This window comes from Bifidobacterium sp. 7101 (genome assembly GCF_000499285.1).
Classification (GTDB): Bacteria; Actinomycetota; Actinomycetes; order Actinomycetales; family Bifidobacteriaceae; genus Bombiscardovia; species Bombiscardovia apis_A.
The window spans coordinates 166,949-193,212 of sequence record NZ_AWUN01000002.1 but is presented as its reverse complement, the minus strand read 5'-3'; the positions used below and the strand labels follow the sequence as shown (position 1 = coordinate 193,212).

21 protein-coding genes and 1 tRNA gene are annotated in these 26,264 nt (G+C 65.0%); 19 read left to right on the top strand and 3 right to left on the bottom strand.

The genetic code is table 11. The annotated features are described in order from the left end of the window. The first annotated feature begins 21 nt into the window (after window positions 1-21). From P272_RS0103455 to P272_RS0103440, 4 genes are all read left to right on the top strand, one after another. A complete protein-coding gene (locus P272_RS0103455) occupies window positions 22-1,593 on the top strand; it encodes a diaminopimelate decarboxylase family protein (RefSeq protein WP_081709029.1) in 1,572 nt (523 codons plus the stop codon). Between the two features lie 110 nt (window positions 1,594-1,703). Further along, on the top strand, window positions 1,704-3,044 hold the full coding sequence (locus P272_RS0103450) for a homoserine dehydrogenase (protein ID WP_029678158.1): 1,341 nt from the start codon (window positions 1,704-1,706) through the stop codon (window positions 3,042-3,044). Beyond that, the gene (gene thrB, locus P272_RS0103445; protein ID WP_029678157.1) at window positions 3,044-4,096 is read left to right on the top strand and encodes a homoserine kinase; all 1,053 of its coding nucleotides are present in this window, start codon (window positions 3,044-3,046) and stop codon (window positions 4,094-4,096) included. The genes P272_RS0103450 and thrB overlap by 1 nt, the downstream gene beginning before the upstream one ends. Further along, window positions 4,086-5,435, top strand: a complete 1,350-nt coding sequence (locus tag P272_RS0103440; RefSeq protein ID WP_029678156.1) for a Maf family nucleotide pyrophosphatase — start codon at window positions 4,086-4,088, stop codon at window positions 5,433-5,435. Before thrB ends, P272_RS0103440 begins: the two co-directional genes overlap by 11 nt. A gap of 22 nt (window positions 5,436-5,457) precedes the next feature. Here P272_RS0103440 and P272_RS0103435 read toward each other — a convergent pair whose 3' ends face one another. Beyond that, the gene (locus P272_RS0103435; RefSeq protein WP_029678155.1) at window positions 5,458-6,402 is read right to left on the bottom strand and encodes an AEC family transporter; all 945 of its coding nucleotides are present in this window, start codon (window positions 6,400-6,402) and stop codon (window positions 5,458-5,460) included. 144 nt (window positions 6,403-6,546) lie between these two features. Between P272_RS0103435 and dapE the strand changes: the two genes are divergently transcribed. From dapE to rplA, 12 genes are all read left to right on the top strand, one after another. Continuing rightward, window positions 6,547-7,776 (top strand): succinyl-diaminopimelate desuccinylase, encoded by a 1,230-nt coding sequence (dapE, locus tag P272_RS0103430; protein WP_029678154.1) that lies wholly within the window; start codon window positions 6,547-6,549, stop codon window positions 7,774-7,776. A gap of 236 nt (window positions 7,777-8,012) precedes the next feature. Next, complete coding sequence (locus P272_RS0103425) at window positions 8,013-10,664, top strand: Rne/Rng family ribonuclease (protein ID WP_029678153.1); 2,652 nt, start codon at window positions 8,013-8,015, stop codon at window positions 10,662-10,664. A 155-nt stretch (window positions 10,665-10,819) separates the two neighbouring features. Then, window positions 10,820-11,128, top strand: coding sequence for a 50S ribosomal protein L21 (gene rplU / locus P272_RS0103420; protein WP_024626855.1), 309 nt, complete (start codon window positions 10,820-10,822; stop codon window positions 11,126-11,128). Window positions 11,129-11,160: 32 nt separating this feature from the next. Next, on the top strand, window positions 11,161-11,412 hold the full coding sequence (gene rpmA, locus P272_RS0103415; protein ID WP_015022457.1) for a 50S ribosomal protein L27: 252 nt from the start codon (window positions 11,161-11,163) through the stop codon (window positions 11,410-11,412). A 126-nt stretch (window positions 11,413-11,538) separates the two neighbouring features. After that, the gene (gene obgE, locus P272_RS0103410; protein ID WP_029678152.1) at window positions 11,539-13,218 is read left to right on the top strand and encodes a GTPase ObgE; all 1,680 of its coding nucleotides are present in this window, start codon (window positions 11,539-11,541) and stop codon (window positions 13,216-13,218) included. Next, window positions 13,215-14,357, top strand: coding sequence for a glutamate 5-kinase (gene proB, locus P272_RS0103405; RefSeq protein ID WP_029678151.1), 1,143 nt, complete (start codon window positions 13,215-13,217; stop codon window positions 14,355-14,357). Before obgE ends, proB begins: the two co-directional genes overlap by 4 nt. Window positions 14,358-14,400: 43 nt before the next feature. Next, window positions 14,401-15,609: a pyridoxal phosphate-dependent aminotransferase gene (locus tag P272_RS0103400; protein ID WP_029678150.1), complete on the top strand. Its 1,209-nt coding sequence runs from the start codon at window positions 14,401-14,403 to the stop codon at window positions 15,607-15,609. 119 nt (window positions 15,610-15,728) lie between these two features. Then, window positions 15,729-15,804 (top strand) — tRNA-Trp (locus P272_RS0103395). A 44-nt stretch (window positions 15,805-15,848) separates the two neighbouring features. Next, the gene (gene secE / locus P272_RS0103390; RefSeq protein WP_029678149.1) at window positions 15,849-16,073 is read left to right on the top strand and encodes a preprotein translocase subunit SecE; all 225 of its coding nucleotides are present in this window, start codon (window positions 15,849-15,851) and stop codon (window positions 16,071-16,073) included. Window positions 16,074-16,103: 30 nt separating this feature from the next. Further along, the gene (gene nusG, locus P272_RS0103385; protein ID WP_029678148.1) at window positions 16,104-16,961 is read left to right on the top strand and encodes a transcription termination/antitermination protein NusG; all 858 of its coding nucleotides are present in this window, start codon (window positions 16,104-16,106) and stop codon (window positions 16,959-16,961) included. Window positions 16,962-17,099: 138 nt separating this feature from the next. Continuing rightward, entirely contained in the window at window positions 17,100-17,531 is a 432-nt protein-coding gene (gene rplK / locus P272_RS0103380) for a 50S ribosomal protein L11 (protein ID WP_015022451.1), read from the top strand. Window positions 17,532-17,595: 64 nt separating this feature from the next. Further along, window positions 17,596-18,285, top strand: a complete 690-nt coding sequence (gene rplA, locus P272_RS0103375; RefSeq protein ID WP_029678147.1) for a 50S ribosomal protein L1 — start codon at window positions 17,596-17,598, stop codon at window positions 18,283-18,285. 90 nt (window positions 18,286-18,375) lie between these two features. On the opposite strand, the gene P272_RS08860 is transcribed toward rplA, so the two are convergent. Further along, complete coding sequence (locus P272_RS08860) at window positions 18,376-19,608, bottom strand: PucR family transcriptional regulator (protein WP_052323171.1); 1,233 nt, start codon at window positions 19,606-19,608, stop codon at window positions 18,376-18,378. After that, window positions 19,605-21,497 (bottom strand): DUF6020 family protein, encoded by a 1,893-nt coding sequence (locus P272_RS0103365; protein WP_155804965.1) that lies wholly within the window; start codon window positions 21,495-21,497, stop codon window positions 19,605-19,607. Before P272_RS0103365 ends, P272_RS08860 begins: the two co-directional genes overlap by 4 nt. 522 nt (window positions 21,498-22,019) lie before the next feature. Between P272_RS0103365 and P272_RS0103360 the strand changes: the two genes are divergently transcribed. The 3 genes from P272_RS0103360 (at window position 22,020) to P272_RS0103350 (ending at window position 26,251) form a co-directional block, all read left to right on the top strand. Further along, window positions 22,020-22,781: a biotin--[acetyl-CoA-carboxylase] ligase gene (locus P272_RS0103360; protein ID WP_052323170.1), complete on the top strand. Its 762-nt coding sequence runs from the start codon at window positions 22,020-22,022 to the stop codon at window positions 22,779-22,781. A 114-nt stretch (window positions 22,782-22,895) separates the two neighbouring features. Beyond that, entirely contained in the window at window positions 22,896-24,683 is a 1,788-nt protein-coding gene (locus tag P272_RS0103355; RefSeq protein WP_441293853.1) for an acetyl/propionyl/methylcrotonyl-CoA carboxylase subunit alpha, read from the top strand. Continuing rightward, window positions 24,680-26,251 (top strand): acyl-CoA carboxylase subunit beta, encoded by a 1,572-nt coding sequence (locus P272_RS0103350; protein ID WP_029678141.1) that lies wholly within the window; start codon window positions 24,680-24,682, stop codon window positions 26,249-26,251. The genes P272_RS0103355 and P272_RS0103350 overlap by 4 nt, the downstream gene beginning before the upstream one ends. Window positions 26,252-26,264 lie beyond the last annotated feature (13 nt).

Sequence of the window (26,264 nt, the reverse complement as noted above, 5' to 3'; positions counted from 1 at the left end):
AAGGTCACCGGGAGGTCGTTGATGGAAACAGGGATGTGCGGGCTGGGGTCCGACGGATTCTGGCCCGGAGCTCTGCGGCGGGACAGCCAGGGCATGCTGACCATGCATGGGTGCTCCATGGAGGAACTAGTCAAGCGTTACGGCACTCCCATGTATCTGATGGACACCGCGATGATGGCGGAACGGGCATCGGCCTTCCGACAGACGGCCCTGAGAGACCTGGGTGGTGCGACCACCAGGGTCAGCTACGCCGGTAAGGCCTTCCTCAGCAAGGAGACCGTGCGGATCATGCTGCGCCAGGGGCTGGATATCGATACCTGCTCCCTGGGTGAAATGCTGATTGCCCGGGCCGCTGGCGCACCTGGCCGCCGTCTGGTCCTGCACGGCAACAACAAGTCCGATCAGGAGATCGACCTGGCTGTAAGGGAGGGCTACAGGGCCATCGTCATCGACGCGCCCGACGAGCCTGCTCGGATCGCCGCTGCCGCAAGGGCCCAGGGTCGCCGCGCCAAGGTCATGCTCCGGGTGACCGTGGGTGTGCACGCCGGCGGCCACGAGTACATCTCCACGGCACATGAGGATCAGAAGTTCGGCATCCCCCTGCTGCCCCAGGGCACCGATGTGGGGCTGCTGGACCTTGGGCCTGAGCCCGGTTCTACCGAACAGGCTGGAGCAGTGACTTCGGCGGATATGAAGGGGAACGGCTCCTCGACTCCTGTCGATTCCGTGCTCTCACCCTCCTCTTCAGCCCTGTATTCCGCTGCCAATGGGCCTGCTGAACCGGCTGATCCCGCCCGAATCAAGGCCATGTCCGCCCTGGCTGACGGACCGGCTATCGCCCTGCTCAAGGAGATTCGCTCCTACGAGCGAGAACTGGAGCTGGTAGGCATCCATACCCATATCGGCTCCCAGATCCATGATTCCTCGGCTTTCATCGAGGCTGCCCGGCGCATGATGTTGCTGAGGCACACCTTCTGGGCCACCGATGGATACCTGATGCCCGAGGTGGATCTGGGTGGCGGCTTCTCCGTGCCCTACACCCCGGGTGAGGATCGGATGGACCTGGACCAGACCCTGACCGGTCTGGGGGCTGACATGGTCGCCATCAACCGTCGGTTGGGCATGCCCATGCCGGTCATTGCCTTCGAGCCCGGCCGCTGGATTGTGGCACCCTGCGGCATGAGCCTGTACCGGGTGGGCACAGTCAAGCCCGTCCCCCTGTCTGACGGAAGCGTGCGCACTTACGTTTCGGTCGACGGCGGTATGAGTGACAACATCCGTCCGGCCCTTTACGGGGCCGAATACACCGCTGTTCTGGCCAACCGACATGGCAGCGCGGACCGGATCCAGGCCCGTGTGGTGGGTAAGCACTGTGAATCTGGGGATATCCTGGTGCAGGATGTGCCCCTGCCTGCCGACATTCGCCGGGGTGACCTGCTCCTGGTGCCGGTGACCGGCGCCTACGGGCGGACCATGGCCAGCAACTACAACCAGGCCCTGATCCCTCCTGTGGTGGGCCTGGACCAGTCCGGCGCCCATCTGATGATGCGGCGGCAAACCATGGATGACCTGCTGGCCCTGGACCAAGGATGAGTCCCGCTCCGGATGCAGGCGTCCTTGATGTGGATGCGGGTGTCGGATTGGCTTTCTAAGATGGAGCAACACACGGTGACCGGCCCCGTTGGGGCGGATGGAGGATCCATATGCCCAAGAATACGCAGCAGCAGGAGGATGTCAGGCCCATCCGCATAGCACTTCTGGGGGCAGGGACCGTGGGTTCCCAGACCGCCCGCCTCCTGGTGGAGCAGAGCCAGGATCTGGCCAGCCGAGTGGGTCGTCCTCTGGAGTTGGTGGGCATCGCAGTCCTCCACCCTGACAAGGTCAAGGCAGATTGGATCGATCCGTCACTGCTGACTACAGACTCAGCCAGCCTGGTCACCCGGGCGGACATCGTCATCGAGCTGATCGGCGGCATCGAGCCGGCCCGCACCTTGTTGCTCAAGGCCATCGAGTCCGGCGCCAGCGTGGTCACCGCCAATAAGGCCCTGCTGGCCCAGCATGGCCCTGAGCTCTACCGGGCTGCCGAAGAGCGTGGAGTTGACATTTACTTCGAGGCGGCCGTGGGCGGGGCCATCCCCATCGTGCGGCCCCTGCGCGAATCCCTGGTGGGTGACGGCATCACCAGCCTGGTGGGCATCGTCAACGGGACCACCAACTACATTCTGGATGAGATGACCACCAAGGGTCTTCAATTCGATCAGGCCCTGCGCGACGCCCAGGCCAAGGGCTTCGCCGAGGCGGACCCCACTGCCGATGTGGACGGGCTGGATGCAGCCGCCAAGGCCGCCATCATGGCTACGCTGGCCTTCCACACCGACGTGCGCCTGGATGATGTCCCTGTTGAGGGCATCCGCGCCATCACCGCCGACGATATTGCGGCAGCGCAGACCGAGCACAGGGTCATCAAGCTTCTGGCCGTGGCCGAACGCGGCGAACAGGGCATCTCCGCCCGGGTCTATCCGGCATTGATCCCCGACAGTCACCCCCTGGCCTCGGTCCATGGCAGTTTCAACGCGGTTTTTGTCACCGCCAAGGCCGCCGACGATCTCATGTTCTACGGCCGGGGTGCCGGCGGAGCGCCCACAGCATCAGCCGTTGTGGGGGACGTGGTCACCGAGGCCCGCCACATCGTCCAGCATGGCATGGGTCCGGGAATCCCTATGTATGCCAACATTCCCATGGCCCCGCTGGATGCATCCCGGGCCGCCTTTGCCGTCCGTTTCCTGATTCACGACAAGCCTGGCGTGCTGGCGGCCATCGCCAAGGTCTTTTCCGAGGCGGGCATCTCCATCAACGGGGTCAACCAGGACATCAAGCCCACCCTGCACGACCCGGGCTACAGTGGTGAGATCCAGCAGTTGCGCGTGGTTACCCACCTGTGCGACGAGGTGACCCTGCGACAGGTGGTCAAGCGCATCTCCACCTTCGATTCGGTCACCGGGCAGGCCTCCATCCTGCGCGTCTTCGATCGGCAGGCCCAGTGATGACCACTGCTGCAGAGGGCCCGTCCACTGTGCGGGTGCGTGTGCCGGCCACCAGCGCCAACCTGGGATCGGGTTTCGATGCGGTCGGTCTGGCACTGGACTACCATGACGAAATCGTCTTCACCCGTTCCGTGGACCCGGGCGATACCACCGCCTATGTGGTCATCAAGGGCGAGGGTGAGCGGACCCTGCCCCGAGACGAGACACATCTGGTCGTTTCCACCTTTAGGCGGGCCTGCCAGGTCTTTGGACTGCCAAGGTTCGGCTTCATCATGCGCGCGGTCAACCGCATCCCCCAGGCCAGGGGGTTGGGATCCAGTGCCGAGGCCATCGTGGCCGGGATCGCTGCGGCTGCGGCCTTTGCCCACACCGGCCCTTTGCGCCGTGATGCCGTCTTCGCACTGGCTGCCCAGATCGAGGGGCATCCCGACAATGTGGCGCCTGCCGTCTACGGGGGGCTGACCGTTTCCTACGACCTGGCCACTGGCGAAGGGGTGGGTTCCCTACCTATAGCCGGGGGTGCGCCCTTGGAGGGGGGGTACCACACCCTGCGCTATAAGGTGGACCCGGCCATCAAAGCCACGGTCTTCGTCCCTGGCGCTCGCCTGTCCACTCAGAAGGCCCGGCAGGCCCTGCCCAACCGGGTGCCTTACGCGGATGCCGTTCATAACCTGTCAAGGGCGGCCCTGATTCCCGGGGCTCTGAACCCCGGGTCCTTGGATGACTTGGGAACTGATGCAGCCGAGCAGGCCGCCAGGGCCAATGCCCTGCTCTTCGTAGCCACCCAGGACCGGCTTCATCAGCCATACCGGGCCGGGCTCATGCCCTCATCAACCAAGCTCCTGCAGCTCCTGCGCCGTCAGGGCTATGCGGCGGCCGTATCTGGAGCCGGGCCCTGCATTATCGTCCTACACTACGGAGATGCCGAAAATCAGCTGTGGACCCTTGCCAAGGACTATCTGGATTCCGGCCGCTGGCGGATTCTGCCCCTGGACGTGGATGGCAGGGGGGTCCAGGTGGAACGGGACCAGGAAGGCAATCGTGAACACTGAAGACAGGCATATCCCGCTCATCCTGGCATCATCCTCTCCCTCCAGGCGGCGGCTTCTGGTCCAGGCGGGTATTGATCCCATCATCCGACCCTCAAAGGTGGATGAGCCGGCCGTCCTGGCGGAACGGGCCCGTAAACTGGGTTGTCGCCTGGATGACCTGGGTGTGCGCGAACGGGTCAGTGTCTTGGCCGAGGCCAAGGCTTCGGCTGTCCAAGCCACCATGGATGCCGTCAAGGATGCCGAAAGGCGCTCGCGGGGCGACCTGGTCACGTTTAGGCCTCTGAGCCAGGGTGATTCGGATGCATCCTCCAGGGATCCCATGAGCCAGGTCATCGGGACCTGGGGCGGGATGCTCGGCGCCGGGCGTGGCCCCCTCCTGCTGGGGTGCGACTCGCTGTTCAGCATGGACGGCGCCGTCATGGGCAAGCCTCACCAGCCGGAGCGTGCTCTGGAGCGGCTGATGGCCATGCGCGGCCGAACCGGCACCCTGGTCACCGGCCACTGTCTGATCGATCTGGCCACCGGTCGCCGGGCCCGAGCGGTCAGCAGCGCTCAGGTGGTCTTTGGAGACTATGACAGGGCCACCATGCAGGCTTATGTGGACACCGGCGAACCACTGGAGGTGGCTGGGTCCTTCACCTTGGAGGGATTGGGCAGCGCCTTCATCCAGGGCATCCAAGGCGATCCCAGCGGGGTGATGGGATTGAGCATGCCTACCCTGCGCGCCCTGGCCCAGGAGCTGGGCGTCTCCTGGCCTGACCTGTGGGCCCAACGGGTCCTGCCCGAGCGGCAGCGGGCAGAAGGACCGACGCATGGTCCTGAGGGATTGGTCGCCCCGGTGGAGAACGTCCATCAGCCTGGCGACGGATGGGTCAACTGTGCCTGCGGCAAGCGGCACTGGGGGCTCAACGGGGCTGCCGGCGTCTTGCTGGCCCGGCGTGATGCCCGCACTGGTGAGCCGGTCAGCGTGCTTCTGCAGCACCGGGCGCGCTGGAGCGCCGAGGGCGGCACCTGGGGTGTGCCGGGCGGTGCCATCTCCGACGGGGAGAACCCCCTGGAGGGCGGCCTGCGCGAGAGCTATGAGGAGGCCAACATCCGCCCGGAGGACATTCAGGTGGTGGGTTCCTACCTGGAGGACCATGGTCCCTGGGGTTACACGACCATCCTGGCCTTCGAGCGTCCCGGCCACCAGGTCGATCCCCACATGAATGACGATGAGAGCATTGCCTTGGAATGGGTGGATCTGGACAAGGTCGCGGACCTGCCCCTTCTGAAGGCCTTCGGTCAGGATTGGCCGCACTTCCGGCAACGCTTGAAGGCCCTGGCGGCCGAAGGCTGAGTGGAAGGCCTGTCCGGGCTCATCAACTCAGGAGCAGAGCGATCAGGGCGATGACTACGGGCGAGCTGATTGTGCTCAGCAGGATGCCGTCCCTGGCGAAGGTGGTTCCCACCTCGTAGCGGGCCGCATAGTTGTAGACGTTCTGGCCGGTAGGCAGGGCCGCAAGAACCACGCATCCGTACAGTTCCGCTCCGCTGAAACCCATCATGAACCGGGCCAGCAGGTAGGCGATTATCGGCATGATCAGATTCTTCAGAATCACCGCGCAGAGGGTGGCACGACGGTCGGTGCCCTGGCCCATGGGCCGTGAACCCCGCAGGGACATGCCGAAGGCCATGAGGATCATGGGCACGGCCGACTGCCCGATCATGTCGATGGGTTTGTAGACGAAGTCGGGAATGATGAAATGTCCGGCCTGGGCACTGATGGCCGAAATCACTATGCCGCCTATGGAGCCGATGAGGATGGGCTGCTTCAGGGGCTGTTTGAGGATGGTCTTGACCGAGAGTTTGCCGGAGGTGGTCGCGTCCAGAACGGTCAGTCCAATTGGGGTGAACAGGGCCTGTTGCATGACCAGGATGGGTGCCACCAGTGTGGGATTGCCCAGAATATAGGTGGCTACGGGCAATCCGATGTTGTTGGAGTTCAAATAGAGGGAGTCCAGAGCGCCGATGGTGGTTTCGGCGGCCGGCAGGTGGAAGCTGGTTGCGTTCAGGGCCACGAAGAGCAGGCCCACAGCCGCTGCCGACAGGAAGGCCACGATGATGCTGGGGTGGAAGATGACCGACAGCTTCTGCTTGGAGAGGATGGCAAACATCAGGCAGGGCGTTGACACAAAGAAAGAGTATTTGTTGAGCACCAGCTGGGCCGTGGGACCGCCTACATGGAAGCGGGCGGCCACATAGCCCACGGCGATGACCACGCCGATGATGAAGAACCCTTCCATGGCACTAAGCAGTCCAGGCACTCCGGCATCCTCCTCGTCTCGCATGGTGGACGGCGGCCTCCCGGGCGGAGGGCCACCGCTTCCGTCGTCCCCATTGTGCCACCCGGACCTCTTGCTTGCGGCTCCAGGTCCATCCGCGCTTCCTCGGCCCGCTAGCATGGCACTATGGCCAAGAACACACAGACGGATATTGATCTTCTCGCCGGCGTCCGGGGGTCTGAACCTGCCCAGGCCCTGGCAAGGATACTGGAGTCCATGACCGCCCTGCCCTCGGTCAGCGGTCAGGAAACCGCCTTGGCCGATGCCGTCCAGAGGGCCCTGTCCTCACGGGCTGACCTCTTGGTCCGTCGGCTGGGCGACACGGTCGTGGCCTCCACCCAGCTGGGTCGCCCCCACCGCATCGTCCTTGCCGGGCATTTGGACACCGTACCCGTGGATGGGAACCTGCCCCCGAGCTGGCTGGAGCCCGGCGACCCGGCCATCCGCACCGACCTGTCCGTCGCCCACCCTGGATCCCGGGTGCTCTACGGCCGGGGCACAGCCGATATGAAGGCCTCGGATGCCGTTTTTCTCCATCTGGCACTCACCCTGCGGGAGCCGGTCTATGACCTGACCTTCGTCTTCTACGACCATGAGGAGGTCCAGGCCGACCTGAACGGGCTGGGCCGGGTGGTGGCTGCCCATCCTGACTGGGTACGGGGGGATTTCGCCATCATCGGCGAGCCCACCGACTGCGCCATAGAGGCCGGCTGCAACGGAACCATGCGCTTCGACCTGATTACCCACGGCACGACGGCCCACTCCGCCCGGGCCTGGATGGGCAGCAACGCCATCCACGCGGCCGCGCCCATTCTGGATCGTCTGGAGCAGTACCGGCCGGCCACGGTACGGGTGGACGGCCTGGACTATCGGGAGGGGCTCAACGCCACCATGATTGAGGGCGGCCTGGGCACCAACGTCATTCCCGATCGCTGCCGGGTGCACGTCAACTACCGGTTCGCCCCCGACAAGAGTCTGGACCAGGCCAAGGAGCTGATGATGGGTCAGGGGACAGGCGCTGAGCTGGGCAATGGCGAGCATATGGCCTTGGGCGGGGTCTTCCAGGGGTTCTCGGTGCGCATGTGTGACGAATCGCCCGCAGCTCGTCCAGGTCTGGATTCGCCTTGGGCACGTTCGCTGGCGGACCTGGTCGCCCGGACCACGGGCAAGCAGCCTCGCGCCAAGCTGGGATGGACCGATGTGGCTCGTTTTTCAGCCCTTGGCCTACCAGCCGTCAACCTAGGTGCAGGGAACCCCCTGCTGGCCCACAAGGCCGACGAACAAGTGCCCCTGGATGACCTGGTCCGGCTGGAGGCAATACTGGTCGAGTGGCTCAATGGACCTGAAGGCCGCTGATCTGTGTCATACTAGAGGACGGTGGTTCTGCCTGACCACTTGCAGCGTAGGCGTTGATCCCCCCGGACGGAGACCCAGTGATCCGTGTGGGCGTCGGTGTCCGCCTGCGTCAGGAAGACTTTTTGCCAAGGCGTTTCGATCGGGCGTACGTAGGTGCGCGGTTGCAGTGAGAGTGCAGCGTGAGGACGGATCGGAACCGTGAGAGCGGCGCGAGGCGGCGTGCCGCAAGGAGCATTGTGCCCGAAAAAACGAATACTGAGGATACCCAGGATAATAGGTCCACCATCGGTGATGGGCGGGAGCGGCAGGTCGAGGAGACTGCCAGTTCCGGCACCCGCCGCCGCACTGGACGACGTGTGGTCAGGGTGGCCGGCGCCGCCGGTGCCGACGTACCTGTGAAGGTCGAGGCCGACAAGCGCAAGGCCTCCCGCAAGGCCAAGGAGGAGGACGACGAGTCCAAGCCCTCCGCCACCCGTCGCCGTCGCACCCGCAAGCCCAAGGAGGATCAGGCGGCCGATCAGAGCGCCCAGGAGGATGAGAGCGAGTCCAAGCCGGCCAGGGCGACCACTCGTCGTCGCACCCGAACTACTGCCCGTCGACACACCGAGGAGCATGCTCAGGAGGGCGAACCTGATCAAGACCGTCAGGAACGTGCCCTTGAGGCTGTGGAGGCTCTGACCTCGAGTCGCAGCCAGAGGGCAGGCCGGAAGGCCGAGGAACAGGATGAGCGTCCGCGCGCCTCCCGCCCCCGGCCCATGACATCCCTGCTCTTCCAGGAGCCCGTCATACCCACCTCCCGGCCTGAGCAGGATGAGCGCGAAGAACGGGATGACGAAGACGAGGATGCCGAGCAATCGCCCAATACCTCCCGCCGCAGCAGATCCAGGAGCACTTCGGAGGGCGGTTCACGCCGTTCCCGCAGGCTCAACGCCGAGGAGCGCAGGGCCGCTGACGAGGTGGAGCGGATCGAGGAGGATCTGGATCACGAGGGCATCACCTTCGTGGTCGACGAGGACCAGGAGCAGGACGAGGATCAGAATGAGTCCAGTACACGCACCCGTCGTCGCCGCCGTTCCAAGAGTGATGACGAGGACACTGAGAAATCCGTTTCCACTCGTCGCCGCCGTCGCGGGCACGAGCAGGAGAAAGACAAGGAGAAGGATGACGAGGACGAGGCCCCGCTGACCCGTCGTCGCCGCCGTCGCAGGGGTTCCAAGTCCGCTGAGGGCGAGTCCGAGGAGTCCGGCACCCGCCGTTCGCGCAAGCAGCAATATATCGATGAGATCACCGACGTGGAGGGTTCCACCCGCCTGGAGGCCAAGAAGCAGCGTCGGCGGGACAACCGCCGCGAGCGCTCCCGCCAGTCCCAGCTGGTCGAGCAGGACTTCCTGGCCCGCCGCGAAAACGTCAACCGTCTGATGGTGGTGCGCGAGAAGGAGCACCACACCCAGATCTCGGTCATCGAGGACGACATCCTGGTCGAGCACTACGTCTCCGACATCCAGGAGGTCTCCACTGTCGGCAACATCTACCTGGGCCGGGTCCAGAACGTCCTGCCCAGCATGGAGGCTGCCTTCGTGGACATCGGCCAGGCCCGCAACGGCGTGCTCTACGCCGGCGAGGTCAACTGGGACTCCACCCGTCTGGAAGGTCAGCCCCGCCGGATCGAGCTGGCCTTCAAGTCCGGCGATCCCGTGCTGGTCCAGGTCACCAAGGATCCCATCGGTCACAAGGGCGCCCGGCTGACTTCACAGGTCACTCTGGCCGGCCGCTTCCTGGTCCTGGTACCCTCGGGCGGCATGACCGGCGTCAGCCGAAAGCTGCCCGACCGCGAGCGTTCCCGCCTCAAGAGCATCGTCTCCAGGGTGGCTCCCAAGGACATGGGTGTCATCATCCGAACCGCGGCCGAGGGGGCCAGCGAGGAGGCTCTGACCAAGGACCTGGAGAACCTGCAGCGTCAGTGGAGCAAGATCGAGGACAAGCGCAAGGAGTTTCTGCACGGCAAACGCCCCAAGCTTCTGCAGGGCGAGCCGGACGTGGCCATCCGCGTGGTCCGTGACATCTTTAACGACGACTTCGCCAAGCTGGTGGTCCAGGGCGAGGGGGTCTACGAGAGGGTCCGCAACTACCTGGAGACCATGGCGCCCGACCTGGAGGAGAAGCTTGAGCACTGGGATCCGGCCGAGCACCAGGGCAAGGATGTCTTCGACCGCTGGAGCATCGACAGCCAGCTGCGCAAGGGCATGGAGCGTCAGGTCTACCTGCCCTCCGGTGGCTCCCTGGTCATCGACCGCACCGAGGCCATGACCACCATCGATGTGAACACAGGCCGCTTCATAGGCAAGGGCAAGTCCCTGGAGGAGACGGTGACCCGCTGCAACCTGGAGGCCTCCGAGGAGATCGCCAGGCAGCTGCGTCTGCGCGACATCGGCGGCATGATCATGATCGACTATGTGGATATGGTCATGCCCGCCAACCGCGACCTGGTCCTGCGCCGCTTGGTGGAGTGCCTGGCCCGGGACCGCACCAAGCATCAGGTGGCCGAGGTCACCTCCCTGGGTCTGGTGCAGATGACCCGCAAACGGGTGGGCCAGGGTTTGGTCGAGGCCTTCTCCGAGGAGTGCCCCACCTGCCATGGCCGAGGCTTCATCCTCCACGACAAGCCGACCATCTCCGCCTCCTATGCCGATCCGTACGCGGTCAAGGGCGGCGACCCCTTCGTCAAGACCAACAAGCATGGGCATGGCTCCTCTGCCAAGGAGACCTTGTCCACCGGCTCGACACCTGCTGTCAAGGCCAAGCTGGCCAGGATCGCTGCGGCGGCCCAGGCGGCATCGGACGAGGACGATGCCCAGGCTGGGACGGCGGATGTCGCCAAGGAGTCATAAACTTAATCTCGTTTTGTCGGCGGGGCAGGCACATTTGACGACGCGGTGTGTTTGCTTCTATACTGGTTAGCTGGTGTCTGGACGGGTCCGTCAATCGCATGGCGGGATTCGGTTGCCGGGCGCATACAGCTTTGGACAACAGGCAAGGTAGGGCTATGTACGCGATTGTGAAGGCCGGAGGCCATCAGGAGAAGGTCGAGGTCGGTGACCAGATCACGGTCAACCGTCTGGCTGCCAGGAAGGGCGAGTCGGTCGAGTTTCCGGTCGCGCTGGTCGTCGATGGATCCAAGGTGACCATGGCCGCCAAGGATCTGGCCAAGATCTCCGTCAAGGGCGAGGTCGTGGATGACGAGGCCAAGGGTCCCAAGATCAACATTCAGAAGTTCAAGAACAAGACCGGCGTGGCGCGCCGCAAGGGCCACCGCCAGAAGCAGACCGTGGTCAAGATCACGGCCATCGCCTGAGGGCCTAGGTCGAGGTAGGAAAGGAACCAGACATGGCACATAAGAAGGGCGCGTCCAGCTCACGCAACGGGCGCGATTCGAATGCACAGTACCTGGGCGTCAAGAAGTTCGGCGGCGAGGCCGTAGTGGCCGGCAACATCATCGTTCGCCAGCGTGGCACCAAGTTCCACCCCGGCCAGAACGTCGGCCTGGGCAAGGACCACACCCTCTTCGCCCTGACGGACGGAACGGTTCGGTTCGCCAACCGGCGTGACCGCAAGGTCGTTGACGTGCTTACCGCCTGATTGCCTTATCGGCATCAGTCAAAGGCCATCCCTGTCATGGGTGGCCTTTTTGCATATGTATGGAGATGCCGGGCATTCAGCTCTCAGGGGCCGCATGTCAGGCCGGATTGAGTACCATGGGCCCCTATGAGCGCATTTGTGGATCAGGTCACCGTCCATGTCAAGGGTGGCGATGGCGGCAATGGGGCTTCCTCCATCCGCCGCGAGAAGTACAAGCCCCTGGCCGGGCCCGATGGGGGCGACGGCGGCCAGGGCGGTTCGGTCATTCTTCAGGCCGATGCCAACGCCACCAGTCTGCTGGATTACCGCTTCCTGCCCCACCGCCAGGCCGGATCGGGCACCATGGGTCTGGGCGGCGACAAGGACGGCAGTCGTGGCCAGGATCTGATTCTGCCGGTGCCGGTGGGCACCGTGGTCTTTACCGCCAAGGGAGGCCAAGGCGAGCGCAAGCAGCCGGGTAAACGCCTGGCCGACCTGGCTCATGTGGGGGACCGGTTCGTGGCGGCCCAGGGTGGCGTGGGCGGCCTGGGCAACCGCTCCCTGGCCACCAAGGCCAGGCGGGCTCCCGGCTTCGCACTGCTTGGGGACCCCGGGCAGGAGCGCGACCTGGTGCTGGAGCTCAAATCCATCGCCGACGTGGCCCTGGTCGGTTTCCCCAGCGCGGGCAAGTCCAGCCTGGTGGCGGCCATGAGCGCGGCCCGTCCCAAGATCGCCGACTACCCATTCACTACCCTGGTGCCCAACCTGGGCGTGGTCCAGGCAGGGGAGAGCCGCTTCACCATGGCCGACGTGCCAGGGCTGATTCCGGGGGCCTCCCAGGGCAAGGGCCTTGGGCTGGAGTTTCTGAGGCACATCGAGCGCACCGAGATCATCGCCCATGTCATCGATTGCGCCACCTTGGAGCCTGATCGGGACCCCATGAGCGACTATCGGGCCCTGGAGGAGGAGCTTTCCCGCTATGCCGATCGCCTGGAGCTTCCGCTGGGGGTCATCCCCATGGCCGAGCGGCCCAGGGTGATCATCCTCAACAAGGCCGACCTGCCGGAGGCCCGTGAACTGGCCGAATTCGTCCGTCCCGACTTCGAGGCCCTGGGCCTCAAGGTCTTCATAGTCTCCACGGCCTCGCATCAGGGGCTCAAGGAGCTGGGCTACTACCTGGCCGGGCTGGTGGACCGCCTGCGCAGGCAGCTGCAGGAGCAGCAGGAAGCCAGGCAGGAGGAGCGTGTGGTCATCCGCCCCCTGGAGCGTCGGCGCAGGAATGCCGACCAGTCCGGGGACTTCACCCTTGAGCGGCATCAGACCCGGTCCGGACAGACCTGGTTCAGGGTCTGCGGAGCCAAGCCCGAGCGCTGGGTTCGCCAGACCAACTTCGACAACGAGGAGGCCGTGGGCTATCTGGCCGATTGTCTGGCACGGATGGGCGTGGAGGATGCCCTGCGCAAGGCCGGAGCCAGGCCAGGTGACGAGGTCCGCATCGGTCCTGGCGACGATGCGGTGGCCTTCGACTGGGATCCAAGCGTGGCGGCCGGCGCTGAAATGCTGGACGGCACCCCCCAGGTGGCCCGGGGCCGTGACCTGCGTCTGGAGGAGAGCCAGGGGCTCAACCGCCGACGCACCAACAGTGAACGTCGCCGGCAGTACCACCAGATGATGGATGCACGGCAAGCGGTCCGACAGGTCATGGAGCAGGAGCGGCGTCAGGGGCACTGGGCCGACCCCTCCGTGGACGACGATCCCCACGACAGGCAGGGTCTGCTGGGGCGCGGGGACACTGAGTCCGCCAGTTCGAAGGAGGCCGGGCAATGACCGGAGGGGAGGGATCCGACGAGGCCGCGGTCCGTTCCCGGGTGGCCCAGGCCCGCACCATGGTGGTCAAGGTAGGTTCCAGCTCTCTGACTGATTCTCACGGGCACTTGGACCTTGGCCGCCTGCGTTCGCTGGTGGGCGCCCTGGCCTCTGCGGCCGTCAATGGTGCTCGCCTGGTCCTGGTCACCTCCGGAGCCATTGCTGCCGGCTTCGGCACCCTGGGGTTTGACCAACGCCCTGATGATGTGGCCACCCAGCAGGCTACGGCCTCGGTGGGCCAGGGGCTGCTCATGGCCCAGTATGAGACTGCCTTCGCCCGCTATGGCCTGCGTGTTGGCCAGATTCTGATCACAGCCCGTGACACCACCCATGCCGTCCAGTACCGCAACGCCCGGCGCACCCTCTGCCGTCTGATGGATCTGGGGGTCATCCCCATCGTCAACGAGAACGATGCCCTGGCCAGCAACGAGATCCGTTTCGGTGACAACGACCACCTTTCGGCCCTGATCGCCAACATCGTCAGCGCCGATGCCCTGGTCCTGCTGACTGATGTGGATGCCCTCTACACCGAGCCCCCATCCAGGCCAGGGGCGCGCAAGATCGGCTTCGTGCCCGATGTGGCGGCCATCATGGACCAGGTGGATGCCCAGGGATCCGTCTCCGGGCTGGGGACCGGAGGCATGTCCACCAAGCTGGAGGCGGCCCGGATTGCTGCGTCCTCCGGAATGCCCGTGGTTCTGACCCGTGCCGACCTTGCAGGTCCTGCCCTGGCCGGCGACCGGGTGGGCACCCTCTTCGCCCCCATCCGTCCGCGTGGTTCCTCGCATCGGCTCTGGATCAAGTTCGCCTCCCGTCCCCGGGGTGGCTATCTGGTGGATCAGGGGGCTGTCAAAGCCCTGCGCGGCGGCCGGGCCAGCCTGCTGGCGGCTGGCGCCAGATCGGTTCAGGGTGAGTTTTCGGCCGGCGATCCTGTCTGGATCCACGATGAGTCTGGCCACCAGGTGGCCAAGGGCCTGTCCGGCTACGACTCCGAGGAGGCCCAGGACATGCTGGGCCTAAACACCAAGGAGCTCCGCAGCCGACTGGGCGCCCACTATGCCCACCCGCTGGTGCATCGGGACTCTCTGGTCCTGGTCTGAACACAGCCCTGGGGGTGCTGGGCGGTAGCATGGCCACATGACTATGGCGCAATGGCAGACCCTGAGCAGACGCATAGATGCGGTGGCCCCCAGTGCCACTCTGGCTGTGGATTCAAAAGCCAAGGCCATGAAGGCCCAAGGCATGAATGTGATCAGCTTCGGTGCCGGCGAACCCAACTTCCCCACACCTGACCACATCGTTCAGGCTGCGGCCCGCGCCTGTCTGGATCCGCGCAACCACCGCTATACGCCCACAGCGGGCCTGCCCCAATTGAAGCAGGCCATCGCCGACAAGACCCTGCGCGACTCGGGCTATCAAATCGACCCGGATCAGGTGGTGGTCACCAACGGCGGCAAGCAGGCGGTCTACGAGACCTTCCAGATCCTCTTGAACCCCGGCGATGAGGTCATCATTCCCGCGCCCTACTGGACCAGCTATCCCCAGATGGTTCTGCTGGCTGGTGGTCGGCCGGTCCCGGTGCTCAGTGGAGCCGACCAGGGCTATATCCCCAGCCTGGAGCAGCTGGAGGCGGCCCGAACCGAGCATACCCGTGCCATCATCCTCAATCTGCCTGCCAATCCCACCGGGGCGGTCTGGGACGACGACCTGGTGGCTGCCGTGGACCGTTGGGCCATGGAGCACCAGATCTGGGTGATCAGTGACGAAATCTATGAGCACCTGACCTACCAGGGGGCGCGCACCCCCTATCCTGGCGCTCTGGTGCCCCAGGTGCGCGATCAGCTGATCGTGGTCAACGGTGTGGCCAAGACCTATGCCATGACCGGCTGGCGGGTGGGCTGGCTGGTTGCACCCCTGCCGGTGGCCCAGGCGGCTGCCAAGCTTCAGGGGCATATGACCTCCAACGTGGCCAACGTCTCCCAACAGGCGGCCCTGGCAGCCCTGACCGGCGGTCTGGAGGACGTTGAGGCCATGCGGTCGGCCTTTGCCCTGCGTCGACGGGCCATTGTGGATGCGCTGAATGACATGGATGGGGTGACCTGCCCTGAACCCCTGGGTGCCTTCTACGCCTTTGCCGACGTGACTGGTCTGCTGAATCGGCCAGTGGGTCCGCAAGGCACGGTCTGTACCACCTCGGGTGAGTTGGCCGAGGTCATCCTGGAGCAGATCCAGGTGGCGGCCGTGCCTGGTGAGGCCTTCGGCGCGCCCGGCTGCTTGCGCTTCTCCTACGCGCTGGCCGACGACGATCTGGCCGAGGGCATGCGGCGTCTTGGGGACTGGGTCAGCGCCTGATCCGGCTTCCGGGCAAAATGCTCTCGGGGCAACACGGTTGGACGCAATCCACCCTTTAGGCTAGACTTGCGATTTGGCGGTTTTTCCTCCCTGTCGAGTAGGCTGGGGGAAGTTCCGATAGGGAAGTGGCGCAATTGGTAGCGCAACGGTCTCCAAAACCGTAGGTTGTGGGTTCGAATCCCGCCTTCCCTGCCAAGGCTTGCAGCAGATGATGCAGAACAAACGAAGGACGGATGACCATGGCACAGAAGGATGGGGCTGAGGAAGCCAAGCCGAACTTCTTCATGCGTATCGGGCTCTTCATCAAGCAGGTCATCGATGAGATCCGCAAGGTCGTGACCCCCACGGGCAAGGAACTGGTGGGCTGGTCCGTGGCCGTCTTCATCTTTGTGTTGCTGCTGATGGTCTTCGTGACCGTGATGGACTTCGGGCTGGGCAAACTGGCCTTCCTGATATTTGGCTGAGCCGTGACAAGGTAGAAGGTGGAGTGATCCATGAGTGATGATCTGACCAGAGAGGGATTGGACCCCGATCAGGCCGCAGAGTCGGTCCCGTCGGCGTCCGATGATGCCCCCACGCAGGAGGATGCCCAGGTCCAGGATCAGCAGCTCGGAACTTCTTCGGAGCAGGCCGAGCAGGACGGCACACCCGCCGAATCCGGACAGACCGAGCAGACTCAGGCCGATTCTTCCGATTCCGACGGCTCCTCTGACGATGACCAGGCTGATCAGGAGGACCCCGGTCAGCGTGCCGTGGACGAGTTCTCCAAGAAGCTGCGCACCCTTGAGGGCAAGTGGTACGTTCTGCACACCTATTCCGGCTACGAGAAGCGCGTCAAGGCCAACGTGGAGTCCCGCGTGGCCTCCTTCGGCTTGGAGGACAAGGTCTTCCAGGTGGAGATTCCCATGGAGGAGGTCGAGAAGCACACCGACAAGGGCAAGAAGGTCGTCACCCGTGTGCGTGTGCCCGGTTATGTGCTGATTCGCATGTGGCCCGACGAGAATGCCCGCCGTATCATCCGCGACACCGAGGGTGTCACCGGGTTCGTCGGCCCCAGCAAGGAGCCGGCGCCGCTGACCCGCAAGGAGGTCGTGCAGATGATGGCCCCCATGATTGCCTCCGAGGCACTGAAGGCCGCTGGGGACAAGCCTGAGGCAGCCAAGAAGCGCACGGTGGAGGTCTCCTACGCCGTCGGCGACCAGGTCACCGTCACCGAAGGACCCTTCGCCACCATGGCCGCCGTGGTCTCCGACGTGGAGCCCACCACGCAGAAGCTGACCGTTCTGGTCTCCATCTTCGGCAGGGACACTCCTGTGGAGCTGGGCTTCGACCAGGTGGAAAAGATCGTCTGAGTGCCGTCGGCCGGTTCTCGGTCGATGCGATAATCGTCAAGCTTGTGCTCCCTTGTGGAGCACATTTGGAAAGAACAGGTTGCGGGAGGGGATTTATGATCTCCGACATCACCGCTTCGTAGAAAGAAGAACCAGCATATGGCTGCAAAGAAGAAAGTCACCGCGCTGATCAAGGTGCAGATAGAGGCCGGCAAGGCCAACCCCGCGCCCCCGCTGGGTCCTGCACTGGGTTCCCACGGCGTGAACATCATGGACTTCTGCAAGCAGTACAACGATGCCACCAAGGACAAGATGGGCCAGGTCATCCCCTGCATCATCACCGTCTACGAGGATCGTTCCTTCACCTTCATCACCAAGACTCCGCCGGCAGCCGACCTGCTGCGCAAGGCGGCCGGTGTCTCCAAGGGTGCCGGCAACCCGCTGACCACCAAGGTGGGATCCGTCACCAAGGCCCAGGTCCGCGAGATCGCCCAGACCAAGATGGAGGACCTGTCGGCCCGTGACGTCGAGGCCGGGATGAAGATCATCGAAGGCACCGCCCGTTCCATGGGCATCACCGTCACCGACTGAAATTTTCGTTGTGAGCGGTAGGGCATACGCTTGCCCGCACCGCGACTGCTGATAGGAGAAGCAGATGACCAAGCGTTCCAAGAAGTACCGCGAGGCGGCCGAGAAGGTCGATCGCACCAACCTGTACACCCCCGAGGAGGGTATCGCCCTGCTCAAGAGCATGCCCAAGCGCGGGTTTGACGAGACCGTGGAGGCCGTCTACCGCCTGAACGTGGATCCCCGCAAGGCCGACCAGCTGGTCCGCGGCACCGTCAGCCTGCCCAACGGCACCGGCAAAACCGTGCGCGTCCTGGTCTTCGCCCGTGGTCCCCAGGCGACTGCAGCCGCCGAGGCCGGAGCCGACGAGGTGGGCGACGACGAGCTGGTGACCAGGGTCGCCGGCGGCTATCTGGACTTCGATGCCGTGGTGGCTACCCCCGACATGATGGGCAAGGTCGGCCGTCTGGGCCGTGTGCTGGGTCCCCGTGGCCTCATGCCCAACCCCAAGACCGGCACCGTGACCATGGATGTGGCCAAGGCGGTCACCGAGATCAAGGCCGGACGTATCGAGTTCCGTGTGGACAAGAACGGCAACCTGAGCTTCCCGGTTGGCAAGGTTTCCTTCGAGCAGCAGGCTCTGGAGGAGAACTTCCACGCGGTCGACGAGGAGATCAAGCGCCTGAAGCCGGCCACGGTCAAGGGCCGCTACATCACCAAGGCCACCGTCACCACCACCATGGGTCCGGGCGTCCCCCTGGACATCGCGGTGCTCTAAGCCGGTTCGGCTGTATACTTCCAGGGCGGGAGACCTTCGGGTCCCCGCCCTTTTCATATCTTGGCCAGGCAGCAGTTGGACAGGCCTCAGTCAGTCGGCACCCGGATGCGGCCTTCGGATTCTGCCGATGATCAGGGCTGCCTGGAGGACGAAGGATTCTCGTGGGTCCATGGCATCCCAGCCGGTTACCTCCACACAGCGCCTGAGCCGGTAGCGTACGGTGTTGGGATGGATTCCCAGCTTCTTGGCGGTGACCTCCAGCGAGTTGCCCGAGCGCAGGAAGGTCAGCAGGGTGGTCGGCAGGGGCCCGTCCGGATCCTGGCCGGCCAGGCTCAGATAGACCTCCTGGTAGAGCTGATCGGCAGCGTCCCTGTCCCCGTTCAGGGCTCGTTCGGGAAGCAGGTCATCGGCGTGCAGTGGCCTGGGCAGGGCGGCGGTGATGGGGTCGGCAACAGCCGGGGCCGCCGCGTGTGTGCTCAGGGCGGCTCGAATGGAGGCTCCCGCACCGGGGATCCCGTGGTTCAGCGGCCCCAGGCAGACAGCTGACTCGTCGGAGAAGAAGCGTAGGATGGACGCGCAGAAGTCGGTCGGAGTGCCCGACCGGTTGGGGTCGATCAGGACCACCATCAGTCCCTCGCTCTCGCCTATCAATGCCCTGCCGCCTTGACGGGCCATCGTAGTGTGGATGGGCTGGCGGGCGTTCTCCATGCCCTGTCCGTCATCGTTGCCCCGGGCCTCGCCAACGACGGCGAAGCAGTCGAATTCGGTCGGCCATCCCAGCCGTGCCAGATCGTCAACGGTCCGTGTATCTGCCGTTTGTTCAATCAAGTGCCGGATGATTCTGGACTCCGTTGCGGCCTTGCGTCCGTTCCTTGCCTCGGCCAGGTCGGCATAGAGAGCGGCTGCTGCGGTGGCGGCATGACGGGTGTAGACCAGCGTGGACCGTTCCCCCTCGGCACCCATGGTCCGGCCAGCATCCTCAAGCATGTCCAGAATGACCCGGGTCAGCTCCATGGCCCGGTGCGGGCCCAGGCTCCGGGAGAGCTCGGCTGGCACGGGGGAGGGGACTTCGCTGTCTTCCGTGCCCTTGGTGTTAAGTCGGGAGAGCAGGTCGTCCAGAGCGGTTCGAATGGCCCCCTCCAAGGTTCTGCGCCCATCGGCGGGCAGGGACCCGGTCCAGGGCAGTGCCTCCTCCAGATGATCCAGTGTCTTCAGGAGAATCTGCTCCATGGCGGCATCGGAGGCGGCAGGTGTCCGGTGAGTTTCCTGCGCCTCGGCAGGGTCGTCGTCCTTCGGTCTGGGCCGCTTCGACTTGCCGATCATGTCGGCCGGTCCATCAGGTTTTCGGCGCGGGCGCGGCGGCTCTGCCGGACCATGTCCAGGATCAGGAAGGGCACCACCATGTCCACAGGGAGCATGTGCCGTTCGAAGTTGTTGGCTGGTGCGGTGATCATGACCCCCATGATCAGCAGGAGGGGGAACCAGCAGAGGGCCCCGCGCCAGTGACCGGCTGCCAGGCGTGCGACTATCAGCAGCAGGGCGGCCACCACCCAGAAGTTGGCCCGTGCCACCAGGCCTAGCAGGGGGGTGTCGGCCCAGGTTCTGACGAATCCGGTCACCCCGTTGCGCCAGTCGTGGCACCAGGCCGCCAGCCAGGAGCCCGAGTTCTGCACGTAGCCGTTGTTGAGGTAGTAGGACATGGCCACGTAGGCAGGGTCGCCGGGGTCGAAGTAGCCGTAGGACTCGGCCATGAAGGCATCGAGGTAGATCACCGGGTTGCGCATTCCAACCTGGAGCCAGGCCCGATTCAGCCGGGACAGCTGCTCGGGTGTGACGGTCCTCCAGCGATAGACGATCAGTTTGGGCTGGTTGCCCGAGGACTTGACCCGGTCGGCCTCCCAGGGGGTGTATTGGATGGCGGCATTGTCCAGGTCCATGATGGGCTCAAGGTCGGCCCTTGCCTGGGCCGGAATCCCCTGGGGGTTGAGCTTGGCCACCCGGGCGATCTGCTGCAGCTGGATGCTGCGGCTCTCCACAGGGTCACCCTGGATGACTGTTCCCGTGGCCGTCAGAGCCCCGGTCACTCCAGTGAACAGGAGCAGGGGCAGCAGGAGTCCTATCAGGATGGTGGCCCACTGGCGACGGTGGATGATCAGGGCCAGGACCAGCTGGGCCAGGACGATGTAGAGGGCGTACTTGGCGCTGATCAGCATGATCAGGGTGCTCAAGGCGAGGCCGGGCCACAACCGGGCCGCTTGGCTGGCGTAGAGCGGCGAGTTCTTGTCCCCCGATTCCAGCTGGTGCCAGATGCCGAACCACCAGATGAAGGCGAAGGCGAAGAGGGGGGACTTGGTCAGGCTGAAGGTGCTGAAGACCACGAAGGGGGAGAAGAGGAAGAAGAGCACGACCAGGGTGCGGGCCAGGGCACCGACCTGCCCGGTTCCGCTGCCGCGCAGGAAGCGGTCGGCAGTGACGGCGCAACAGAAGGCCGCGAAGATCACCTGCAACCCTGCCAGGAGCACGATGCCTGCATCATAGGATCCGGTCAGATGGTTGGAGGCCATGATGGTCATCCCGTAGACCAGGGTCAGCACCATGTTGTGCTGGTCGGTCAGGAAGGTGGGGTGCCCCGGCCACAGGTAATGGCCGATGGGGTAGACGTCCATCTGGGTGAAGGCATTGCCGCCGTAGGGGGGCTGATCGCCCTGCAGCTGGGCCAGGAAGTTGGCGCATTCCTGGGCCTGCGCATACAGGTCGGCCCCGTAGGCGGCCAGCAGGGTGAGAAAGGCCCAGGCCCAGCCCAGCAGGAGCAGGCGCATGATGGGTCGCCAGCCGCTGGTCTGCCGGGTGATGAAGGTCGCGTAGGCACGCATCCGTGGGCGCTGTGCCAGGGCTGTCAGCCGCTGCGGCATCCTGAGGGGTTCGGAGCCCAGCAGAATCCGGCGAAAGGCCAGGACCAGGGCCAGGCAGACGGCCAGGGTTCCCAGCATGATCAGCACCTGGGGCAGACCCAACTGTGTCAGCGAACCCTGCTGACGGTAGATGGGGCCCAGACCGGTGCAGCAGGCGATCCAGAGGCAGGCCAGCAGGGCCAGGACCAGGCCGATGGTCCGGGAAGCACGGGAACCAGGCCTCCTGGTCTGCAAGGCCGATGTTTGCACAGGTTGTTCGCCCGCCTCTCTCGCTTGCGCCCTTCCGCTGTCTGCGCTCAAAAGAACCCCTTTCGCGGGTCATGCCTGGTGTACGGCTTCCCCATTTTATCCAGTGCCCATCCGAGGATGCGCTCAGAGCTGTCCAGGGGTCCCCTGTGAAAAGATACAAAAACCGGCCTTCGCTTTTGTGGGTGGTTCGCTACCGGGGCTGACCCCTTGTGCCGTATAGTGGAACGCGTGCCTCATCAGAATATCAAGTGGCAGCCATCGGCATCGCTGGACAGTGGCGTACTCTCCTCGATCGTGGTGCTCGACACCGTCGATTCGACCAATACGCTCGTGGCTCATGCTCTGGAAGCCTCGACGTATTCGGATGCGCGCGACCGGGTCGAGCGGCTGTTTGGGGGCGGTGAAGCGACAACGAGCACGGAGGCCGTGAAGGGACTGGCCTCTGGCACAAGGGGAAAAGCCGAAGATACGCCTCGAAAAAATGCCCGTCAGGGTGTTTCTACGACTACACGATACGAGGGAAGAGTCGCAAGTAAAGGTATTCGGCGATGGCCGGGCGCCGGGGGGAGCACCATGCCGCTGAGCGTAGCGGTTGCCGATGCGCAGTCCCGGTGCCGCGGTCGTCTCGCCCGAACCTGGGTCAATCAGCCCCGACGCTCCCTGCTGGCCACTTGGGCACTGCCGCTGCCCACCAGCCTGCTGACTGGACCCTTTGGCGGATGGATGCCTATGGTGGCGGGACTGGCTGCTCTGGAAGGCCTGCAGGACGTGCTTGAGTACCACGGCTGCCGACTGGCTGACGGCGGCGACCCTGACGGGGTCCTGACCCTCAAGTGGCCCAACGACTTGTTCTGCCGCGGAGCCAAGCTGGGGGGCATCCTCTGCGAGCTGGTCCGGGTGGATCAGGACTGGTCGGCCCTGGCTGTCGGCATCGGCATCAACCTCTTCCTGCCCCGGCAGGCGCTGCCTATTGCGGAGTCCACCTCCCTGCAGCTCCATTACCGGGACCTGCCCGACTACCAGACCCTGCGCGACGACCTGGTCGACGCCATCAGCTGGCACCTGAGTGGGGAGATGGCCCCCCTCGGCGTTGACGGGTCGCTGGACAGGACTTTGAACGGGCCGCAGGGGCTGCGCTCGCGGATTGCCGCGCTCAGCTGGACGCTGGGCAGGCGGGTCAGGGTCGTTCCCGTGGCCGGTGAGCCCGTGGAGGGCCGTGCCCTGGAGATCAATCCGGACGCCTCCCTGCGCGTGCGGTTGCCCGACGGCAGCCAAGTTGACGTTTCCACGGCAGACGTGGGCGTCCTGCCTGAAGTAGCTGCTGTGGGGGTCTAAACCCCCAACTGTTCGTGCTTTCCGTCAGTCCGAATCACCCTTGAGCAACCAGTGAGGAGAGGGGAATGAAAAAAACTGCTGATCGCCAACCGCGGCGAGATAGCCCTACGGGTTGTGCGCACCGCCCAGGAGATGGGCATCGCCACCGTGGCCGTCTACGCCGACCAGGATCGGGACGCCCCCTATGCCCAGATGGCGGACGAGGCCTACCTACTGCCTGGGGACACCAACATGGAGACCTATCTGAATGAGGATCTGATCGTCTCCATCGCCCGCCGGGCCGGCGCCGACGCCCTCCACCCGGGCTATGGCTTCCTGTCCGAGTTCTCCTCCTTCGCGCGAAAGGTGATTGAGGCGGGCATCACCTGGGTGGGGCCTGATCCGGAGGTCCTGGACGAGCTGGGCGACAAGATCACCGCCTGCAAGGTGGCCGAGCGGGCCCGGGTGCCTGTGGTGCCGGGCCTGAGCGAGCCCGTCACCGACATGCGTCCCCTGCTGGACTTCGCCGACGAGCACGGTTATCCGGTCATGATGAAGAAGGCTGACGGCGGCGGCGGCCGGGGAATCACCCTGATCAACGACAGCGATGAGCTGCGTACCTTCTACATGAACCATGATGCCCTTCAGGGCGGCGACCTGGGTGACTACTTCATAGAGAAGTTCGTGGACCGGGCCCGGCACGTGGAGACCCAGTCCGGCAGGGACAGCCACGGCCAGTTCACCGTCTACTCCACCAGGGACTGCTCGGTCCAGCGCCGCAACCAGAAGCTGGTGGAGGAGGCCCCGGCCCCCTTCCTGTCCGACGATGTGATCGCCCAGCTGGAGGGATTCTCCCGCCGCCTGTTCGACACGGTGGGCTACGTGGGCCTGGGCACCTGTGAGTTCCTGGTCACCCCCAGGGATGACGTCTACTTCATGGAGGTCAACCCCCGGCTGCAGGTGGAGCATACGGTCAGCGAGCAGGTCTGCGGACTGGACCTGGTCCGCGAGCAGCTGCGGATCGCCGACGGCGGCTCCCTGAACGTGGCGCCTCCGCCCCGAGGCCACAGCTTCGAGCTACGCATCACCAGTGAGGATCCTGCCACCAACCTGACCCCCAGCTCAGGGACCATCGAGGCGATTCAATGGCCCTCCGGCCCCGGCATCCGCGTGGATTCGGGCGTCGAGGTGGGCGACACGGTCTCGCCCAGGGACGACTCCATGATGGGCAAGCTGATCGTGACCGCCCAGGACCGTCCGTCGGCCGTGGCCAGGGTCCGTCGGGCCCTGCGCGAGATGAGCATCAGCGGGGTCCCCACTCCGGCCGGCCTCTTCCAGAAGATTTTCACCAACCCCGAGTTCACCGCCGAGGGCGGTCACTCCTTCGACGTGTCCACCAAGTGGCTGGAACGGGTCTACCTGAATGTGGAGCCTGCCTCCAACGGCAGTGGTCAGCCCGCTTCGGTCTCCGGCGCCTCCGCCCAGGAACAGGACCGGGACAGCGATCCCATGGAGACCTACAACGTGGAGATCGATGACAAGCGGGTCAAGCTGTCCCTGCCCCAGTCACTGCTGGGCGGCATGGGTGGCGCCGGCGGCCACGGCGGCATTTCCAGGCCTCGGCAGCCCCTGCGCGGGCGTGGGCTGCGCGATCAGGAGCCGGGCGCACCCCGGCAGGATGCAGCCCGGTCCGGGGTCATCGTGGCCACCATGCAGGCTGTGGTCACCCGCATCAACGTGGCCCCCGACCAGGAGGTGGACAAGGGCGACCTGCTGGTGGTTCTGGAGTCCATGAAGATGGAGAACTACGTCTATGCCCCGGCCAAGGGCCGTGTGAAGACCATCGACGTGTCCGTGGCCCAGGGGGTTGATCCGGGCCAGACCCTGGTCACCCTGGATCTGGGCGGGGAGGAGCAGGCATGAGCGTCACCGAATCCACCCTGGGCTCCCAGCCGGTACGACAGGGCATCCACCGGGCCGCCGCCCTGGCCAAGCAGGCCGAGGAGCACGCCCGTGACCGTCAGCACGCCAAGGGCAAGCAGACCGCCCGTGAGCGTCTGGATCTGCTCTTCGACAAGGACACCTTCGAGGAGGTGGGCCGCTTCGCCGGCGGCGACATCGCCGGGGACCGGGCGGGATCTGCTGTCATCACCGGCTTCGGTCTGGTCTACGGGCGCAAGGTCGGCGTCTACGCCCAGGACTTCTCCGTTCGCGGCGGGACCTTGGGCCGGGCCGAGGGCGAGAAGATCTGCCGGCTCATGGATATGGCCCTGCGGATCAAGGTCCCCATCGTGGCCATGATCGACTCGGGAGGCGCCCGCATCCAGGAGGGTGTGGCCGCCCTGACCCAGTACGGCCGCATCTTCCGCAAGACCTGCCAGGCCAGCGGTTTCGTCCCGCAGATCTCCCTAATCCTGGGCCCTTGCGCCGGCGGTGCCGTCTACTGCCCGGCCCTGACCGACCTGATCATCATGACCAAGGAGAACTCGGACATGTTCGTCACCGGTCCCGACGTGGTCAAGGCGGCCACCGGCGAGACCATCAGCATGGACCAGTTGGGCGGCGGCTACGTGCACAACACCCGTTCCGGCGTGGCCCACTACTTGGGGGAGGACGAGGCCGATGCCATCGACTATGCCAGGACCGTCCTGGCCTACCTGCCTGCCAACAGCGGACAGGAGCCTCCCCGCTATGCCTTCATCTCCGGTCATGCCGAGCGTCAGGCCGCCAAGCGCCTGGCCACGGTCATCCCCGAGAATGACCGGCAGCCCTACGACGTGCTGGACGTCATCCATGCCATCGTCGACTACGGCGAGCTGGTCCAGGTCCAGGAGCTCTATGCCCGGTCCATCGTGGTGGGCTTCGCCTGCCTGGAGGGTCGACCGGTGGGAATCGTGGCCAACCAGCCCATGGTGGACGCGGGCAGCCTGGATGTGGAATCCTCCGAGAAGCTGGCCCGTTTCGTCCGCCTCTGCGACGCTTTCAACCTGCCGGTCATCACCCTGGTGGACACCCCTGGCTACAAGCCGGGCTCGGACCAGGAGCATGCCGGCATCATCCGCCGGGGGGCCAAGGTCATCTACGCCTACGCCAACGCCCAGGTGCCCATGGTCACCATTGTGCTGCGCAAGGCCTTCGGCGGCTCCTACATCGTCATGGGCTCCAAGGCCATTGGCGCGGACCTCAACTATGCCTGGCCCTCCTCGCAGATAGCAGTGCTGGGAGCCCAGGGCGCGGTCAACATCATCCACCGGCGCGACCTGCAGGAGGCCAAGGAGGCCGGCCGGGACGTGGATGAGCTGCGGAACAAGCTGGCCCAGGAGTATGAAACCAGCACTGTCAACGCCAATCTCTCCCTGGAGATGGGCGAGCTGGACGCCATGATCGACCCGGAGCAGACCAGACCGGTCCTGGTCCAGGCCATGGACCTCCTGGCGGACAAGCAGCGCGTCAGGGTCAACGACAAGCACCACGGCAACCAGCCTCTATGAGCTTTCCTTCGTC

Excerpts from the sequence above, each read along its gene's own strand:
- P272_RS0103455 (WP_081709029.1), top strand. The coding sequence starts at position 22 with ATGGAAACAGGGATGTGCGGGCTGGGGTCCGACGGATTCTGGCCCGGA.
- P272_RS0103450 (WP_029678158.1), top strand. The coding sequence starts at position 1,704 with ATGCCCAAGAATACGCAGCAGCAGGAGGATGTCAGGCCCATCCGCATA.
- thrB (WP_029678157.1), top strand. The coding sequence starts at position 3,044 with ATGACCACTGCTGCAGAGGGCCCGTCCACTGTGCGGGTGCGTGTGCCG.
- dapE (WP_029678154.1), top strand. The coding sequence starts at position 6,547 with ATGGCCAAGAACACACAGACGGATATTGATCTTCTCGCCGGCGTCCGG.
- rplU (WP_024626855.1), top strand. The coding sequence starts at position 10,820 with ATGTACGCGATTGTGAAGGCCGGAGGCCATCAGGAGAAGGTCGAGGTC.
- rpmA (WP_015022457.1), top strand. The coding sequence starts at position 11,161 with ATGGCACATAAGAAGGGCGCGTCCAGCTCACGCAACGGGCGCGATTCG.
- obgE (WP_029678152.1), top strand. The coding sequence starts at position 11,539 with ATGAGCGCATTTGTGGATCAGGTCACCGTCCATGTCAAGGGTGGCGAT.
- proB (WP_029678151.1), top strand. The coding sequence starts at position 13,215 with ATGACCGGAGGGGAGGGATCCGACGAGGCCGCGGTCCGTTCCCGGGTG.
- P272_RS0103400 (WP_029678150.1), top strand. The coding sequence starts at position 14,401 with ATGGCGCAATGGCAGACCCTGAGCAGACGCATAGATGCGGTGGCCCCC.
- secE (WP_029678149.1), top strand. The coding sequence starts at position 15,849 with ATGGCACAGAAGGATGGGGCTGAGGAAGCCAAGCCGAACTTCTTCATG.
- nusG (WP_029678148.1), top strand. The coding sequence starts at position 16,104 with ATGAGTGATGATCTGACCAGAGAGGGATTGGACCCCGATCAGGCCGCA.
- rplK (WP_015022451.1), top strand. The coding sequence starts at position 17,100 with ATGGCTGCAAAGAAGAAAGTCACCGCGCTGATCAAGGTGCAGATAGAG.
- rplA (WP_029678147.1), top strand. The coding sequence starts at position 17,596 with ATGACCAAGCGTTCCAAGAAGTACCGCGAGGCGGCCGAGAAGGTCGAT.
- P272_RS08860 (WP_052323171.1), bottom strand. The coding sequence starts at position 19,608 with ATGATCGGCAAGTCGAAGCGGCCCAGACCGAAGGACGACGACCCTGCC.
- P272_RS0103360 (WP_052323170.1), top strand. The coding sequence starts at position 22,020 with ATGCCGCTGAGCGTAGCGGTTGCCGATGCGCAGTCCCGGTGCCGCGGT.
- P272_RS0103350 (WP_029678141.1), top strand. The coding sequence starts at position 24,680 with ATGAGCGTCACCGAATCCACCCTGGGCTCCCAGCCGGTACGACAGGGC.